The sequence below is a fragment of the Kitasatospora sp. NPDC059088 genome, from assembly GCF_042738155.1.
Lineage (GTDB): Bacteria > Actinomycetota > Actinomycetes > Streptomycetales > Streptomycetaceae > Kitasatospora.
This window is the reverse complement of record NZ_JBHYGR010000184.1, coordinates 1-15,612: the sequence shown is the minus strand read 5'-3', so window position 1 is coordinate 15,612 and position 15,612 is coordinate 1. Positions and strand designations below refer to the sequence as shown.

The 15,612-nt window shown below is 73.4% G+C and carries 10 protein-coding genes and 1 pseudogene; 5 read left to right on the top strand and 6 right to left on the bottom strand.

Translation table 11 applies throughout. The features are described from left to right. Positions 1-2,192 (bottom strand): hypothetical protein (locus tag ACFWXO_RS41790; protein WP_380531572.1); only part of this gene is annotated, 2,192 nt, incomplete at its 3' end. A gap of 535 nt (positions 2,193-2,727) precedes the next feature. Here ACFWXO_RS41790 and ACFWXO_RS41785 point away from each other — a divergent pair. The 3 genes from ACFWXO_RS41785 to ACFWXO_RS41775 all read left to right on the top strand — a co-directional run bounded on the left by ACFWXO_RS41785 (position 2,728) and on the right by ACFWXO_RS41775 (position 4,960). Further along, complete coding sequence (locus ACFWXO_RS41785) at positions 2,728-2,976, top strand: hypothetical protein (RefSeq protein WP_380531569.1); 249 nt, start codon at positions 2,728-2,730, stop codon at positions 2,974-2,976. A 186-nt stretch (positions 2,977-3,162) separates the two neighbouring features. Beyond that, positions 3,163-3,906, top strand: a complete 744-nt coding sequence (locus ACFWXO_RS41780; RefSeq protein WP_375891563.1) for a class I SAM-dependent methyltransferase — start codon at positions 3,163-3,165, stop codon at positions 3,904-3,906. 97 nt (positions 3,907-4,003) lie between these two features. Further along, positions 4,004-4,960 (top strand): phosphatidylinositol-specific phospholipase C, encoded by a 957-nt coding sequence (locus ACFWXO_RS41775; protein WP_380531566.1) that lies wholly within the window; start codon positions 4,004-4,006, stop codon positions 4,958-4,960. 54 nt (positions 4,961-5,014) lie between these two features. On the opposite strand, the gene ACFWXO_RS41770 is transcribed toward ACFWXO_RS41775, so the two are convergent. Further along, entirely contained in the window at positions 5,015-6,091 is a 1,077-nt protein-coding gene (locus ACFWXO_RS41770; protein ID WP_380531563.1) for a DUF2690 domain-containing protein, read from the bottom strand. 375 nt (positions 6,092-6,466) lie between these two features. Between ACFWXO_RS41770 and ACFWXO_RS41765 the strand changes: the two are divergent. Beyond that, a pseudogene (locus ACFWXO_RS41765) lies at positions 6,467-6,754 on the top strand (helix-turn-helix domain-containing protein); the annotation flags it as partial. A gap of 171 nt (positions 6,755-6,925) precedes the next feature. Here the strand turns inward: ACFWXO_RS41765 and mfd are convergent. Then, complete coding sequence (mfd, locus tag ACFWXO_RS41760; RefSeq protein WP_375884500.1) at positions 6,926-10,555, bottom strand: transcription-repair coupling factor; 3,630 nt, start codon at positions 10,553-10,555, stop codon at positions 6,926-6,928. Between the two features lie 556 nt (positions 10,556-11,111). Further along, on the bottom strand, positions 11,112-11,504 hold the full coding sequence (locus ACFWXO_RS41755) for a beta/gamma crystallin domain-containing protein (protein WP_380531560.1): 393 nt from the start codon (positions 11,502-11,504) through the stop codon (positions 11,112-11,114). Between the two features lie 353 nt (positions 11,505-11,857). Here ACFWXO_RS41755 and ACFWXO_RS41750 point away from each other — a divergent pair, with 353 nt between their 5' ends. Then, positions 11,858-12,574: a hypothetical protein gene (locus ACFWXO_RS41750; RefSeq protein WP_380531557.1), complete on the top strand. Its 717-nt coding sequence runs from the start codon at positions 11,858-11,860 to the stop codon at positions 12,572-12,574. A gap of 3 nt (positions 12,575-12,577) precedes the next feature. Here ACFWXO_RS41750 and ACFWXO_RS41745 read toward each other — a convergent pair whose 3' ends face one another. After that, positions 12,578-14,077: a hypothetical protein gene (locus ACFWXO_RS41745; protein WP_380531554.1), complete on the bottom strand. Its 1,500-nt coding sequence runs from the start codon at positions 14,075-14,077 to the stop codon at positions 12,578-12,580. A gap of 265 nt (positions 14,078-14,342) precedes the next feature. After that, positions 14,343-15,612: SUKH-4 family immunity protein (locus ACFWXO_RS41740; protein WP_380531551.1), on the bottom strand; the 1,270-nt coding region annotated here is incomplete at its 5' end.

The following is a 15,612-nucleotide window of genomic DNA, read 5'->3' as shown; positions in this document are numbered from 1 at the left end:
GGGGGTGCGAAGCTCGCGGGCGTCAGCGGTCGGGGAAGCGGTGCTGTTCGGTCAAGGCGACGAACTCGTCCCAGAACGCGGTGTCGGCTTCCTGGGCGGTGGCGCGGACCCGCGCCCCCGCCCCCCCCGGCGCTGGGGCTCGCCCCGGCGGTGGCGGTCCCGAAGAGGGCGCTGGACACGGTGAGCGCGGTCGGCGCGGTGCCGAGCGTGGTGTACCCGGACTGCTCGCCGGCGTAGGCGCTGCCGAAGGCGGCGCCGCCGGTCACGGTGGTGCCGGTGGGCACGGTGACCGGGACGGCGGTGCCCGCCGGGCCCTGGACGGTGACCACGCCGCCCTGGACGTAGCCGCTGACGGTGCCCGCGGTGCGGGTCTGCTGCCAGGCGGTCTGCTGCTGGAGGGTGGTGCCGGCGTCGGTGAGGGTCTGGTTGACCATCGGGGTGTCGGCCGTGTACCAACCGCGGTACGTCGACAGGATGTCCGTCAGCGTCTGCAGGGCGAGCCGGTCGTCGGTCAGGTTCGACTGGTGCATGAAGAACGGCCGCGGGTCGTTGCTCAGCACGTACCCGAGGGTGATCCTCGTCTGCATCGGCAGCACGTAGTCCGCCCAGCCGCGGTTCAGGTCCAGCGGCGTGATGCAGGTCGTGGTGGCCGGGTTGGCCTCGCAGTTGCCGCTGCCGCCGTTGGCCTTCGAGGCGTAGAGCCAGTTGTACTCGCTCACCTCGTCGGACTCGGTGGAGACGTTGTAGAACACGTTGACCGGGTGCCGGGGCACGCCGAGCGCCGAGGCGATCTGCCGTTGGCCGGTCTCCCGGGAGGCGTCCACGCCGAGCCACTGGATGTTGTTCTGGCTGAGCGCGGCGAGGAAGTTCGGGTTGTCGGCGGGCTGCTGCGGCAGCATCACGGTGCCGGAGTGCTCACCGGCGACCAGCTCGCCCGGCCGGAACGGCAGCCCGTTGGCCTGGCCGAACTGGATGTTCTGCTGGATCTGGCTGTTGACGGTGGCCTGGTCGACGTACTGGACCGCGCCGGTGGAGTCGGTCTGGCACTTCCACGGGATCACGGTGAAGTTCTGCACGCAGCCCAGGAACGGGTGCTGGTAGGTGTGGTCGAGCCACATGAAGCTGTTCTTGTTCGCCAGCAGGGCGGTGGTCAGCGGGTCGGTGCCGCCGTTGGCGTCCGCGTAGTCCAGGCTGGGGCCGCCGTTGAACAGGAAGTCCAGGGTGTAGCCGTTCTGCTGCTCCCAGGCGACGGTGGCGCTGACGTCCGCGGGTGTCATCCGGATCGGCGTGGTCGCCGGGACGCTTCCGACGCAGTCGCCCTCGCCCGGGGTGCAGTCGCCGCTCTGGCTCCACCGGGAGTTGGCGTTGAAGAGGTCGTCGATGTGGGCGGAGAAGTAGTTGCGCCAGTAGCCGAGGTGCACACCCTTGGTGACCCAGTCCACGATGCCGTGCGCGAGCAGCCGGAACTGCTGCTGGTAGGAGTTGTAGGCGAAGGTGAGCACCAACTGCTGGCGGCCACCGGAGGTGTAGACCCCGGCGAGGGAGCCCTGGGTGCCGGTGCCGGTGCCGGGGACGGTCTCGGTCAGGTACGGCTCGAAGTGCGAGCCGGTGGCCGGGTTGTCGGGCAGCGGGGTCGGCAGGTAGCCGTACGATCCGCTGCCGCCGGCGGTGCCCTCGAAGGCGACCGGGCCGTTCAGGTAGTGGAAGGCGTCGCCGCGGGCGGCGGCGGTCGCGGTGGCGGTGGTGGCGTCCAGCGAGCCGGACCAGGTCGGCGCGGCCAGGCCGGTGTTGGCGCCGGGCCAGACGTAGGCGTCCACCTGGCGGACCTGGTAGGTCTGCTCGTACCCGGTCAGCGTGCTCAGTTCGGCCGCGGAGAGCTGGGTCGGCGCGTCGTTGGGCAGCACCACGCCCTCGAAGTGCCCGTGCGGGGTGCCGTCGGCCAGGGTGTCGGCGAGGAAGCCCGCGGTGATCGTGGCCCGGCCGGCACTGGTCAGGTCGATGACGGTGGTGGGCACGCCCTCGGCGGCCAACTGCTGCCGGATGCCCTCGACCCAGGGGTTGCCGTCGGTGACCACCAGGACGTTCAGGTCCACCCGCGAGCTGGTGGCGGAGGCCGGGACGACGGTGGCCAGCCCGATCACCGTGGTGGCGACGGCCAGGGCGACGACGGGGAGGAAGCGGAAGGCCCTCACGCGGGAGCCCCCTGCGGTATTGCGGTGAATCGACTCATGTCAGCCGATGATGCCGGTCCGGAAGGGCCCGGCGCAGCAGCCTGGGAACAAGGTTTGCCAAGGTCTGGGGAATTGCTGGCGAAACCCTCGGAGGAACCGGCTCCACATCAATGCCGGTCACTGGGACGACATTTGACGAAGGCCTTGCGTCACGGCCCTGACCAGCAACTTCGCCCTTCCGGAGCCCTTCGCCGACCCCGGATCCCGCACTTCTGGCGAGCGCCTGACAATTCCTCGCCCGAGCGCGCCTCCCGGGATTTCTCCGGCCGCCGCCGGAATACCGGTCAGGTCAATTCCATCGCCCGCGCGGAGGCCCGGCCGGGGCCCGGCCCGGCAGGCCGCCGCCCATCGGGTACGAACCCCGGAACGGCGCGGCCGTCAGGGGCCCGTCAGCGGCGCGTCAGCAGTGCGTCAATCCGCGCGGGCACGAGGGCGGACCGGCGCAAGCTGGGGGACGTACCTGCACGTTCCGCAGGTCCTTCCGGAGGTGAGTCGCATGTCCGTGGTCGCTGCGTTCCATTCCGTCGTGCCCGACGTCCGCCGCCGGGGCCAGGGGCTGCGCGCCGCGTTCGCCCAGGTGCTGGAGCGGCTGGCCGCCAGCCCCCTGGACAGTCCCGTCCTGGGCGCGATGGGCGCGCCGCGCTCGACCGACCGCCCCGCCGCCGGGCTGCACGCCCACTGGCACACCGTCACCCGCGCGGACGGGAGCACGGCTCTGGAGGCCGACTGGCGCGCCGGCCGCTGAGGCCACCGGCACCGCGACGGCCGTCCCGCACTCCCCTGGGCTCACCGAGGGGGCGCGGGGCGGCCGCCGCACGCCGGTACCGGGCGGGCCGCGCCGGTGATTTTGCCCTTCCGGATCGCGCACCGGTAGACACGGTCCCGACACGGTGCGTGACGGCGCCGTGCGCGACCTCCGGAGGCCCCCGCCATGAGCGTGACGAATCGGTACCGGGACGCTTGGGAGGGCTTCTGGGGCGAGGCGCCCGAGCAGCCCGGCGCGGTGATCTGGGACGCCGAGCCGGCCCTCACCGCGGAGCGCCACCTCGCCCTGTTCCGGCCCCACCTGCACGACCCCGACCTGCCGGTGGTCGACCTGGGCTGCGGCAACGGCCGCCAGACCCGCTTCCTCGCCGAGCACTTCCCCCGGGCCGTCGGCGTCGACCTGTCCGGCACCGCCGTCGAGCTCGCCCGGCGCCAGGACCGGTCCGGCCGCGCCGAGTTCGCCCAGCTGGACGCCACCGACCCGGCCGCCGTCCGGGCCCTGCACGAGCGCCTGGGCGACGCCAACGTGTACGTGCGCGGGGTGATCCACCAGAGCGAGCCGGCCGACCGCCGGCCGGTCGCCGAGGCCGTCGCCACCCTGCTCGGATCGCGCGGCCGGGCCTTCCTGGTCGAACTGGCCGAGTCCGCCAAGGAGGTGCTCAAGGGGCTCGCCCAGTCCCCGGCCGGTCCGCCCCCGAAGCTGCGCCCGGTCTTCGCCCACGGGCTCGCCCCCGCCGAGGTGGCCGACGCGGCCTTCGACGGGCTGCTCCGCTCGGCCGGCCTCGCCGTCCTCGCCACCGGCGAACTTCCGTTGTCCCTGACCGAGTTCACCCCCGAGGGCGAACGGATCGAGCTGCCCGCCTGGTGGCTGGCGGTCGGCCCGGACGGCCGGCTGCCCGAGCCGCGCTGAACCCGTTGACGCCGCGGCGGCGTTGGACGAGTGTCAGGACGGACCGATCGTCAGGACTTGTCGTCGCACCCGCGCGCGGGGCGGAGGGAGCCGGGCCATGGGCATCGCACGTCGTGAACTCCTCAGGTGGGGCGCGGGGGCGGGCGGTGCGGCCGCCGTCGGCGCTCTGCTCGGGGCGCCCGCCGCCCTGGCCGCGGGCGGCCCGACCACCCCGGGCGGGGTGCCGACGGACAGCTGGATGGACCGGCTGGACGGGAGCCTCTCCCTGCTCGACCTCACCGTCCCGGGCACCCACGACTCCTGCTGCCAGAACCCCTGGTACGGCACCGAGTGGTCGCACACCCAGAACTGGGGCATCCCGCAGCAGTTGCAGGAGGGCGTCCGCTTCCTCGACATCCGCTGCAACGGCCTCCAGGGGGCGCCCGACGAACTCGGGATCTACCACTCCGACGCCTACCAGCACATCCGGCTCCAGGACGTGCTCGACCAGTGCCGCGCCTTCCTGGCGGCGCACCCGGGCGAGACGCTCCTGATGCGCCTGCGCAACGAGCGGGCCGGCGGCCAGGCCCTCGACGACCAGGAGTTCCAGCGGCGGGTCGACCACTACCTGGACGCGCTGGGCTACCGCGGCCTGTTCCACCTCTACGGCTGGCCCGCCCTCGGCGCGGCCCGCGGCAAGGTGGTGCTGCTCGCCGACTTCGCCAACCCCTGGGGCCTGATCGACTGGTCCAGCGGCCAGAACGCCTGGTTCGACACCCAGGACGTCTGGCAGACCGGCGGCACCGACCCCCTGGGCGACAAGGGCCGGTACGTCGTCGCCCAGTTCGACAAGGCCTTCGCCAGTCCGGGAAATCCGAGGATGTTCGTGAACTTCCTCAGTTACGCGGGCGGCTACTGGCCCCGGACCAGCTCGCAGGCCGTGATGGACCGGGCGGTTTACCCGTACCTGAGCGCGCGCACCCGGCAGCGCGCCCGGTTCGGCATCGTCCCGATGGACTTCCCGGACCTCCACGTGAACGTGCTGCAGATGCTCGTCGACAAGAACTTCGTCTGAGCACCGGTGTCCGTTCCGGTCTCCGGGGCCCCGGCCCGTCCACCGGAAAGAGGGTCAGGAGGAGGGCGTCACCGTCGGCACGAGGGTGGGAGTGGGGGTTGGGGTGGGGGTGGGCGAAGGGGTGGTGGCCAGGGCCTGCGCGCGGGCGGCGGCGCCGGACAGGGGCAGGGTGCAGTCGTCGCCGTCCTTCTGGTGGCCGCACACCCGCAGGACGGTGTTGGGCGCGTCGGCGTCCACCATCTTCGAGTAGTTGTCGTAGCCCCAGTGGATCAGCGCGGTCTCGTGCCCCCCGGTGCCGGTGGAGATGGTGGCACTGTCCCCCGGGGAGCCGTCGGTGATCCCGGCCCAGGCGGCCCGGCAGCGCGCACTGTAGTGGAGGTAGAGCACGACCTTGCCGATGGTGCCGGTCAGCACGGTCTGGTCGTCGGCCTCGCAGCCCATGGCCTGCGGGTCCTTGCCGGCGCAGCCGACGGACTGGCAGAGCTGGGGCGGCAGGGCGCCCGTGCTCACCGCGGGCGGGGCGATCGGGGCGGTCGGCTCGATCAGCGCGGGCACGTGCCCGGGGGAGGCCGCGGCGCCGCCATCGCCGTTCAGGCCGTGCAGGTAGAGGCCCGCGACCAGCAGGAGCACGGCGACGGCGGCGACCGCGACCAGCGCCTGCGGCCGCCGCCAGAGGGCGACGCGGGCGAGGGGGAGGGGGAGGGACACCGGGACGGGCAGTGGGACAGGGAGTGGGACGGGTACGGGCACGGGCACGACGGCGGGCTCAGCGGCGGCGGTCGGGGCCGCCTCGGTCGGGGCAACGGCGGCCGGGGCCACGGCGGCCGGGGCCACGGCGGCCGGGGCGCCGGGCGTCGCCTCCGCGTCGCGCGCGGCCTCGGCCTGCCGCAGCAGGGAGGTGAGCAGCACGGCGTCGCAGTCCAGCGCGGCGATCAGGCCGGCCAGGGCCTGGGAGGTGATCAGACGCTTGCCGTTCAACCAGCGTTCCCAGGACGCCTTGCTGAGGTAGGTCAGCCGACCGAGCTCGGCGAGCGAGATCCGGTGCGCGTCCTTGACGGCGCGCAGTTCCTCGACCAGGCGTCGAGCGGGTTCCGAAAGATCGTCAGGGAGCGGTTTCCAGGACTGACTCACGTGTGGGGCACCTCTGGCAGGTCGTCGGCAGACTCGAACTGATCTTCTTTCGGATGATCAGCTTAATCTCTCCCGCCTCGCGCTCCCATCCGGTTTCCGCCGCACCCGGGCAGATCGTCTCAAGGGTTTCCTGATCCGCGTCCCAACCCGCAGCTCAGGACCCTGGGGACGACGCGCAGCGTCTCAGAAGCTCCGGAGACGGTCGAAGATCGGTGCCCGATCGCGCAGAGTTGGCCGCGCCGGGTAGCCCAGGAGTCAACACCGGTTCTGGTCCGGTTAAAGACTTCGCCGCAGACAGCACGGACGGGGGGCGCCCGGTGCAGTTCGGATCCATGCACCACAACGGTCATCTCAGAGGAAGTTCGGGGAAACCTCATGGGCCGCCACCACGCGTCCGAGATCACATCACCATCACCTGAGTCACTCGCGTCACTCACCTCACTCGCGTCACCCGCAGCAGCGGTAGCAGCCGCCTCACCCGCCGACCGGCTCGCCGGCGAGCTGCAGTCCTTGAAGAACCGGTCGGGCCTCACCTACGCCCGGCTCAGCGAACGCACCCACTACGCGAAGTCCTCGTGGGAGCGCTGGGTGAACGGGAAGCAGTTCCCCCCGCGCGGCGCGGTGCAGAGCATCGCGGTCGTCTGCGGGGGCGATGCGGAGCTCCTGCTGGAGCTCTGGCACCTCGCGGAGAGCCGACGCCTCGTGTCGGCCGCGCCGGGGGCCCCCGGGCCCGGGCGGGGGCCCGGCGGCCGACCGGCGGCCCCGGGCCGGGCCCGGAACCGCCGTGGACCGCCGTGGACGGCCGCCGACCTGAACGCCGCCGGCCGCCGGGGGCTACTTCTTCGTCCCCGCCAGGTCGTCGAACATGGCCGACAGGAACTCGGTGCACCAGCCGAGCAGTTCGCGCCCGACCAGCGGCTTGCCGCCGATCCGGCCGGTGCTCGGCCGGGGCACCAGGAGCTGCTGGGCCGCCGCCTTGACCTGGCTGCGCGGGTAGAGCCGGTTCAGCCGCAGCTGCTGGGACTCCCGCAGCTCCACCGGGCCGAAGCGGACGTTGGAGCCCTGGAGGGTGATGTCCGAGATCCCGCAGCGGCGGGCGTACAGCCGCAGGCCGGCGACCATCAGCAGGTTCTCGACCGGCTCGGGCAGCTTCCCGTAGCGGTCCGCCAGCTCGTCCCGGACCTGCTGGATGTCCGCCTCCGAGTTGACCGCCGCGATCGAGCGGTAGGCCTGCAGCCGCAGCCGCTCGCCGGGGGCGTAGTCGTGCGGCACGTGGGCGTCGACCGGCAGCTCGATCTTCACCTCCAGCGGCTCCTCCTCCGGCTCGCCGCCGTTCGCCAGCGACTCGCGGAACTCGGCCACCGCCTCGCCGACCATCCGCATGTAGAGGTCGAAGCCGACGCCCGCGATGTGCCCGGACTGCTCGCCGCCGAGCAGGTTGCCGGCGCCGCGGATCTCCAGGTCCTTCATGGCGACGTACATGCCGGCGCCCATCTCGGTGTGCTGGGCGATGGTGGCCAGCCGCTCGTGGGCCGTCTCGGTGAGCGGCTTCTCCGGCGGGTACAGCATGTACGCGTAGCCGCGCTCGCGCCCGCGCCCGACCCGGCCGCGCAGCTGGTGCAGCTGCGACAGGCCGAAGGTGTCGCCGCGCTCGACGATCAGGGTGTTGGCGTTGGAGATGTCGATGCCGGACTCCACGATCGTGGTCGACACCAGGACGTCGAACTCCTTCTCCCAGAAGTCGACGACGACCTTCTCCAGCTGGTTCTCCCCCATCTGCCCGTGCGCCGTGGCGATCCGCGCCTCGGGGACGAGGTCCTTGAGCCGGGCGGCCGCCTTGTCGATCGACTCGACCCGGTTGTGGATGTAGAACACCTGGCCCTCGCGCAGGAGTTCACGCCGGATCGCGGCCGAGATCTGCTTCTCGTCGTACGGCCCGACGAAGGTCAGCACCGGGTGCCGCTCCTCCGGCGGGGTGGTGATGGTGGACATCTCGCGGATGCCGGTGACGGCCATCTCCAGGGTGCGCGGGATCGGCGTCGCGGACATGGTGAGCACGTCCACGTTGGCGCGCAGCTTCTTCAACTGCTCCTTGTGCTCGACGCCGAAGCGCTGCTCCTCGTCGACGATGACCAGGCCGAGGTCCTTGAACCTGGTCTCCGAGGAGAACAGCCGGTGGGTGCCGATGACGACGTCCACCGAGCCCTCGAACAGCCCCTCCAGGACGGCCTTGGCCTCGCTGTCGGTCTGGAAGCGGGACAGCGCCTTCACGGTGACCGGGAAGTTGGCGTACCGCTCGGCGAAGGTGGAGAAGTGCTGCTGCACCAGCAGGGTGGTCGGGACCAGCACGGCGACCTGCTTGCCGTCCTGCACCGCCTTGAACGCGGCCCGCACCGCGATCTCGGTCTTGCCGTAGCCGACGTCGCCGCAGATCAGCCGGTCCATCGGGACGGACTTCTCCATGTCCGACTTGACCTCGGCGATGGTGGTCAGCTGGTCCGGCGTCTCCGCGTACGGGAAGGCGTCCTCCAGCTCGCGCTGCCACGGGGTGTCCGGGCCGAAGGTGTGGCCGGGGGCGGCCATCCGGGCCGAGTACAGCTTGATCAGGTCGGCGGCGATCTCCTTGACCGCCTTCTTGGCCCGCTGCTTGGTCTTGGCCCAGTCCGCTCCGCCGAGCCGGTGCAGCGTCGGGGCCTCGCCGCCGACGTACTTGGTGACCTGGTCGAGCTGGTCGGTCGGCACGAACAGCCGGTCGCCGGGGTGGCCGCGCTTGGCGGGGGCGTACTCCAGCACCAGGTACTCGCGGGTGGCGCCCTGGACGGTGCGCTGCACCATCTCGACGTACCGGCCGACGCCGTGCGCCTCGTGCACCACGTAGTCGCCGGCCGCCAGGGCCAGCGGGTCGATCGCGTTGCGGCGCCGGGACGGCATCCGGCGCATGTCCTTGGTGGAGGACTTCTGGCCGGACAGGTCGGTCTCGGTGATGACGGTGAGCTTGAGCCGCTCGTCCACGAAGCCGTGCTCGATGGAGCCGCAGGAGACGTACACGACGTCCCGGGTGGGCGCCTCGGCGAGGTCGGCGACCAGCCGGGCCGGGATGCCCTCGTTGCCGAGCACCTCGGCCAGCCGGGAGGCCGGGCCGTGGCCCTCGGTCACCATGACGACCCGCCAGTCGGCGGCCAGCCGCTCCTTGGCGTCGGCGATCGCCCGGGCGGTGTCGCCCCGGTAGGCCTCGACGGCGTGCATGCCGAGGGTCAGCGTGTTGACGTCGAACTCCAGGATGCCGTCGACCGTCGACTCGCTGGTCGCGAACGGGCTGACGGACCACCAGGGCAGGCCGATCTCGTCGGCGTGCTCGCGCACCTCGGCGAGCGAGCGCAGCGAGGCGGCGGAGACGTCGATGGCCTCCAGGTCGATCGGCCGGTCGCCGCCGGCGGCCGCCGCGACCCAGGAGGCCTGGAGGAACTCCTGGCTGGTGGCCACCAGGTCGGCCGCTCTGGTCCGGACCCGCTCCGGGTCGCAGACCACCGTGACCGAGCCGAGCGGCAGCACGTCGAGCAGCAGCTCCATGTCGTCCACCAGCACGGGTGCCAGCGACTCCATGCCCTCGACCGCGATGCCCTCCGCGATCCTGTCCAGGATCTCCGCCAACCCGGGCTGCTGGGCCGACAGTTCGGCGGCCCGGGCGCGCACCTGGTCGGTCAGCAGCAGCTCCCGGCAGGGCGGCGCCCACAGGCCGTGCTCGGCGATCTCCAGCGAGCGCTGGTCGGCGACCTTGAAGTAGCGGATCTCCTCGACCTCGTCGCCCCAGAACTCCACCCGCAGCGGGTGCTCCTCGGTCGGCGGGAAGACGTCCAGGATGCCGCCGCGGACGGCGAACTCACCGCGCTTCTCCACCAGTTCGACCCGCGCGTAGGCGGCCGCGGCGAGCCCGCGGGCGACCTCCTCCAGGTCGTGGGTCTCCCCGCGCCGGACGGCCACCGGCTCCAGCTCGGCCAGCCCCTTCACCTGCGGCTGGAGCACCGAGCGGACCGGGGCGACGATCACCTGCACCGGCCCGGCCGCCGGGTCGTCCGCCCGCGGGTGCGCGATCCGGCGCAGCACGGCCAGCCGGCGGCCGACGGTGTCCGAGCGGGGCGACAGCCGCTCGTGCGGCAGGGTCTCCCAGGCGGGGTACTCGGCGACCGCGTCGGCGGGCAGCAGCGAGCGCAGCGAGGCGGCCAGGTCCTCGGCCTCCCGCCCGGTCGCGGTGACGGCCAGCACCGGACGGCCCCGCTCACCGGCCGCCCGGCCGGCCAGCGCGCGGGCCAGCGCGGCGACGGCGAACGGCCGGGCCGCGGGCGGTCCGACCAGGTCCAGGTGCCGGCGGCCGCCGGCCGCGGCTCCGGTGGCGGTGGCCGCCTCGATCGCCTCGGCGAGCGCCGCGTCCCGCGCGACGACATCGAGCAGTCCGGTCAGACTCATCTGGGGTCTCTTCTTCGTGCCGTGGCTGGTGCTGCCTCCGGGCGGCGAACGGCCCACCGGGGCAACGCGAACGGCCCGGCACGCCGAGCGGCCGGGGGTCTCCAGCCTACGCCGCGGCACGGACGGGCACGCGGCGTAGGAGCCCGGCGGGGCCGCGCCGTCCGGGCGACCGGCCGCGCGGGGATGATCCGGCAGCCGCCGGGGCGTTCCTGACAGGGACACGACCGCAGGCGAACCACTGGACGGAACACCGGACCGACCGGTGGACGAACCGCTCGGACGCCGGCCCCGACCGGGCTCCGCCATCCGCCACGAACTGGACATACTCCTGTCACTGGCCGTCCATGGAGATCGCGCACCATGGTGAATGTGCCCGCCGCACCCAACCGTGGGGGATGGCTGTGGCGGCACTGTCGCACCCCCGATGGGGGTCGGAGGTGCGAGGCCGGGCGACCCTGGGTGGGGGCGCCCGCCCAAGCGCCGGGAACCGTGGCGCCCTTTCCTGGAGGGCGCCACGGGTCTCGGCCTCTTCGCGTTGCGCCCGCCTGCTCCGGCCCTACCAGCGGGACAGGTTGATGTCGTACATCATCACCTGGCGGCCCTGGTTGGCGTTGAAGTCGTAGCGCTCCCAGGTGAAGACGGTCCAGGAGCCGAGTCCGCCGCCCAGATAGGTGATGACCTTGTTGTTGCCCGCGTCGATCCGGTCGACGTTGTAGACCCGCAGGGACATCCAGCCGTCGTTCGCGAAGCAGAGCTGCCCGCTGTAGCCGTAGTTCCAGACCTTCGCGAAATCGTCCCGGTTCCCGCAGTCGACCCGTTCCACGGCCCGCGCCGCGGTCGTCGGCAGCAGGGTCGCGGCGGCGGCCGTGAGAACCGCCAGAACGCCGACGCGACGGGCCTTGCCCATTCCGTTCCGAACGGTGGAGCGGGGATCGGTGCGGCGAATCATGTAACCCCTCCCTCGACAACGGCTCCGTCGACAACGGCCGGGTTCCCGAGATTTGCACGGCGGGCCCGCACCGCACAGGTGTTTTCCGGCCAAGCCGGGATTCGCCCGGCGACCGGGGAACGTACCCGGACGACATGAGCTATGGTCCCAACACGCCTGCCGTGCTTGAGGATCGGAGCAGAAGCTTGGCACCTCCCGCCCGATTCGGACGATTCACCGCCGCCACGCTCGCGGCCACCCTTTCGGTATTGTCCGCGGGTTGTTCGAGCGAATCCGGAAAGGCCTCCGCCGATTCCGCGCCGACCCCGCCGGTGCTCGGTTCCACGGCCGCTCCGGAATCCGGCCGGGGCGGATTGACCGGACTTCCGCTGTCCGCTTATCAGGCCGACGACCGGTCCGCGGTCAAGGAGATCCAGGCCCGGAACGCGCTGACCGTCTCGTGCATGCACCGGGCCGGCTTCGCCGGGTTCACCGGGGACGGGCTGCAGGCCGCCCAGCCGCCGGACAACGCGACCGCACTGCCGGCCGGCGCCTGGGGCTACCTCGGCGCGGAGGCCGCCGCCACCCTGGGCTTCCACCCGCCCCGGCGGACGGCCCCCCGGCCGGACCCCGCCCCGGCCGGTTCCGGCGAGGCCTACGACGGCGCCCGGGTGGACTGCGACCGGCAGACCGCCGAACGGATCGGCTCGCCGCCGGCGGCGGGCAGCCGACTGGTCGACCGGCTGTTCCAGGAGTCGACGACGGCCACCGCCCGGGACGCCCGGGTGGTGGCGGCCACCGGGCAGTGGACCGCCTGCATGACGGCCGCCGGCTTCCGGACCACCACCCCCGAGGAGCTGGCGCACGGGTACTCGACCACGCCGGAGCCCACCCCGGCCGAGCTGGCCGCCGCCCGCGCCGACGCGGACTGCACCGCCCGCTCCGGCCTGGCCGGCCTCTGGTTCGCCGTGCTGGCCGGCTACCAGCGGCAGCTGATCGACCACAACGCACAGGCCCTGACCGCCCAGCAGGAGGCGGTCAGGGCCAAGGACGCGAAGCTCACCCGGCTGATCGCGGGCGAGGGCGGCTGAGGACTACTTGCGGCGGTAGGACACCGTGTTGGGGGGTGCGTAACCGGCGCCGTCGTCCACGATGATGATCTTCGGGATGACCCGGGTCTCCTCGGCGCCCGCGGCACCCGCGGCGCCTGCCGCACCGTTCACGCCCTCCGCCGCGTCCACGTCGGCCACGGGCCCGGGCGGCGTCGCGGGCTTCGGCGGCACCGCGGCCGGGACGACCGGACCGGTCACCACCGGGTCGCCGGCGCCCCCGACCTCGGCTTCGACGGGCTTGGCGTCGACGGGCTTGGCGTCAGCGGTCCTGGCATCGGCGGTCCTGGCCGCCACGGCGCCGCCGACCACCGGCTGCCGCAGCAGCGCCGTCGCACCGGGCCGCGCACCGCTGGGCCGGGCACCGCCGGGAGCCTCGGCGGGGGCAGCCGCCGGGGCAGCGGCGGGAGCGTCGGCCGGTCCGTCGGCCGGGGTCGCGGCGCTGCGCAGGTCCGGCAGCGGGATCTCCCCGGTGTCCGCCTCCGAGTCGACCGGCGCCGTGTCCGCCACCTTGTCCGCCACCGCGTCCACGACCGCGTCCGCCGGTCCGGCCGCGGCTGCCGCGGCGGCCCCGGCGGCGGCCGCGGCCAGCCGCTCGGGCTCGATCTGCCCGACCGCCGCGCCGGTGAGCGAGGCCAGCGTCGCCTTGATGTGGTCCAGGTGCTGCTGCACCGTCTCCAGCCGGGCGTCGAAGGCCTGCTGCTCGCGCTCGCTCTCCGCGTTGATCTTCTCGGCCTCCCGGCGGGCCTTCTCGACCAGCTGGTCGGCCTTGGCCTGGGCGTCGGTCTCAAGCTGCTTGATCCGGTTCAGCACCGTCTCCCGGTGCTGCTCGGCCTCCTTGACCCGGCGCTCGGCCGTCGCGGAGACCTCGGCGTCCTCGGCGTCGGCCTTGGCCTGGGCCTCGGCGAAGGTCTCGTCGGCCTTGCGGCGCCTGGCGGCCAGCTCCGCCTCGGCGTGCTCGCTGGCCTCGGCGGCGGCCACCCGGACCTTGGCGGCGTAGGCGGTGGCGCCGTCCCGGGCGGCGCGGCTCTCCCGGTCGGCGTCGGCGCGGATGCCCTCGGCCTCGGCGCGGGTGCGCTCGTCGGTGCGGCGGGCGGCGGCGTCGGCCTCGGAGCGGGTGGTGGTGGCGTACTCCTTGGCGGCCTTGTCGGCCTCCTGGCCGGCCTCGTAGACCTCGTCCCGCAGGTCCTCGGCGAAGCGCTCGGCCTTCTCCTTGACGGCGCGGGCCTCGTTCCGGGCCATCTCGGCCAGGCCGGCGGCCTGCTCGCTGAGCACCTCGTAGTCCGGCTCCGGGGCCTCCTCGGCGGCCTGGCGGATGTCGTCGAGCCTGGTCTCCATCTGCCGGATCCCGGCTCCCAGGACGCTCAGCCGCTCCCAGGCCTCGTCACGTTGTGCGGTCAGGGCGACCAGCGCCCGGTCGACCTGCTCGGGCGCGTAGCCGCGCCGGGCCTGGGTGAAGCCGTACTGGGGGACGGCGTCGCTCATGGGCTCTTCCCCTCGTTTCGCGGGCTGCGGAGCCCATGATCGGACGGACTGGACGGATCCGGAACCGGTTGGGACACCGGGGCCGAATCCGGTCGTCGTGCGGACCGGAATGTGTCGAGGACGGGGCGATGAGACCCATCCTCTTGACCTATTTTGCGCAGATCCGGACGAAACCCCAACGAGGCACAGCTGCCGGGGCACGCCGAAGGGGTCGTTCCGGACACCGGAACGACCCCTCCCACCTGCGAGGATCCGCGACGGTCCGCTACAGCAGACCGTCCCAGAACTGCTCCAGCAGCACGGCCCACCAAGTGTCCGCGGTCTGCAGGGCCGCCGGGTCGATCGCGGCGAGCTGGGCCTGGAAGTCGGTCGTCCAGCGACCGGCCTGCTCCGGCGTCAGCCCGTACCGCAGCCGCCACATCCGGCCCAGCAGGGCCAGCGCGCGGACGAACTCCGGTACACCGGTGTTGACGAAGCGCGGCGGCTGGCCGGTTCCGTCGACGTCCACGGCGACCACGTTCGCGGTGCCGTACTGGACGCACAGCTGACGGCCGTAGTCGTTGCCGAGCACCAGGTAGCCGCCGAAGTCCGGGCCCTGCTGCAGGCCGCGCTCGGCGGCCAGCTCGGCCAGCGTCGGAATCGGCCGGCCCTCCTGCGCCTGGGCCCAGAAGAACGGCCCGAAGTCGCGCGGCAGCCCGGCCCACGTCAGCGTCTGCGACACCGGCTCCGGCACGCCCTGGCGGGAGACGGCGCGCTGCTCGTAGCGGAACAGGTTCTGGCCGAAGGCCGTCCCCAGCTCCTGGGCGAGCTGCTGGGGCGGCGCCGGGGGCAGCGCCTGGACCGTCCCCGGCGCGGGCAGCGGAACCCGGAACGGGCGGACCCGCTGGGCACCGGAGGCCAGCTGGTGCAGCTCGTCCAGGTGGTCCAGCAGCTCGGCCATCCCGGCCTGCCGGGAGGCGTGGTCGCGGCCGTACGGGGCGGTGTGGGTCAGCCGCACGTTCGGCCAGGAGGCCGCGATCATGCGGTTGCAGTAGCCGCCGGGCAGATCACACGACTCCAGCTCGGTGTAGAGCTCCAGCACCTGCTCCGGCGGCACGTTCAACCGCCGCAGGTCCTGGAGGATCTTCCACTCCGGGTGCGGGGTGCCCGGTTCGCTGCGGTGCAGCAGCTTCTGCTCCGAGCCGTCCGGGCCCCGGTAGCTGAGCGCGGCGAAGTAGCCCGGGCCCACCGCGGGCACCCCGGGCGGCACCGGCGCGCCCGGCGGCGGGCCGGTGACCGGGGTCGGCGGGACGACGCCGGGCGCGGCACCCGCGTTCGGGTAGCCGTACCCGGCCGCGGGCGCGGCCGGAGCCGCCGGGCCGCCGGGCGGCGGCGGGACGGCCGGACCGCCGGACGGCGGGGTGCCCGGGTCCGCCGGGCCGCCGAGCAGCGCGGGGTCGATCGCGCTCGCCAGCTGGGTCGCCTCGTACGCCACACCGGCGGCGGCCGGGGCGGGCCCGCCCTGCGGCGCGGGCGCCGGGGGGGGGGTGGGGGGG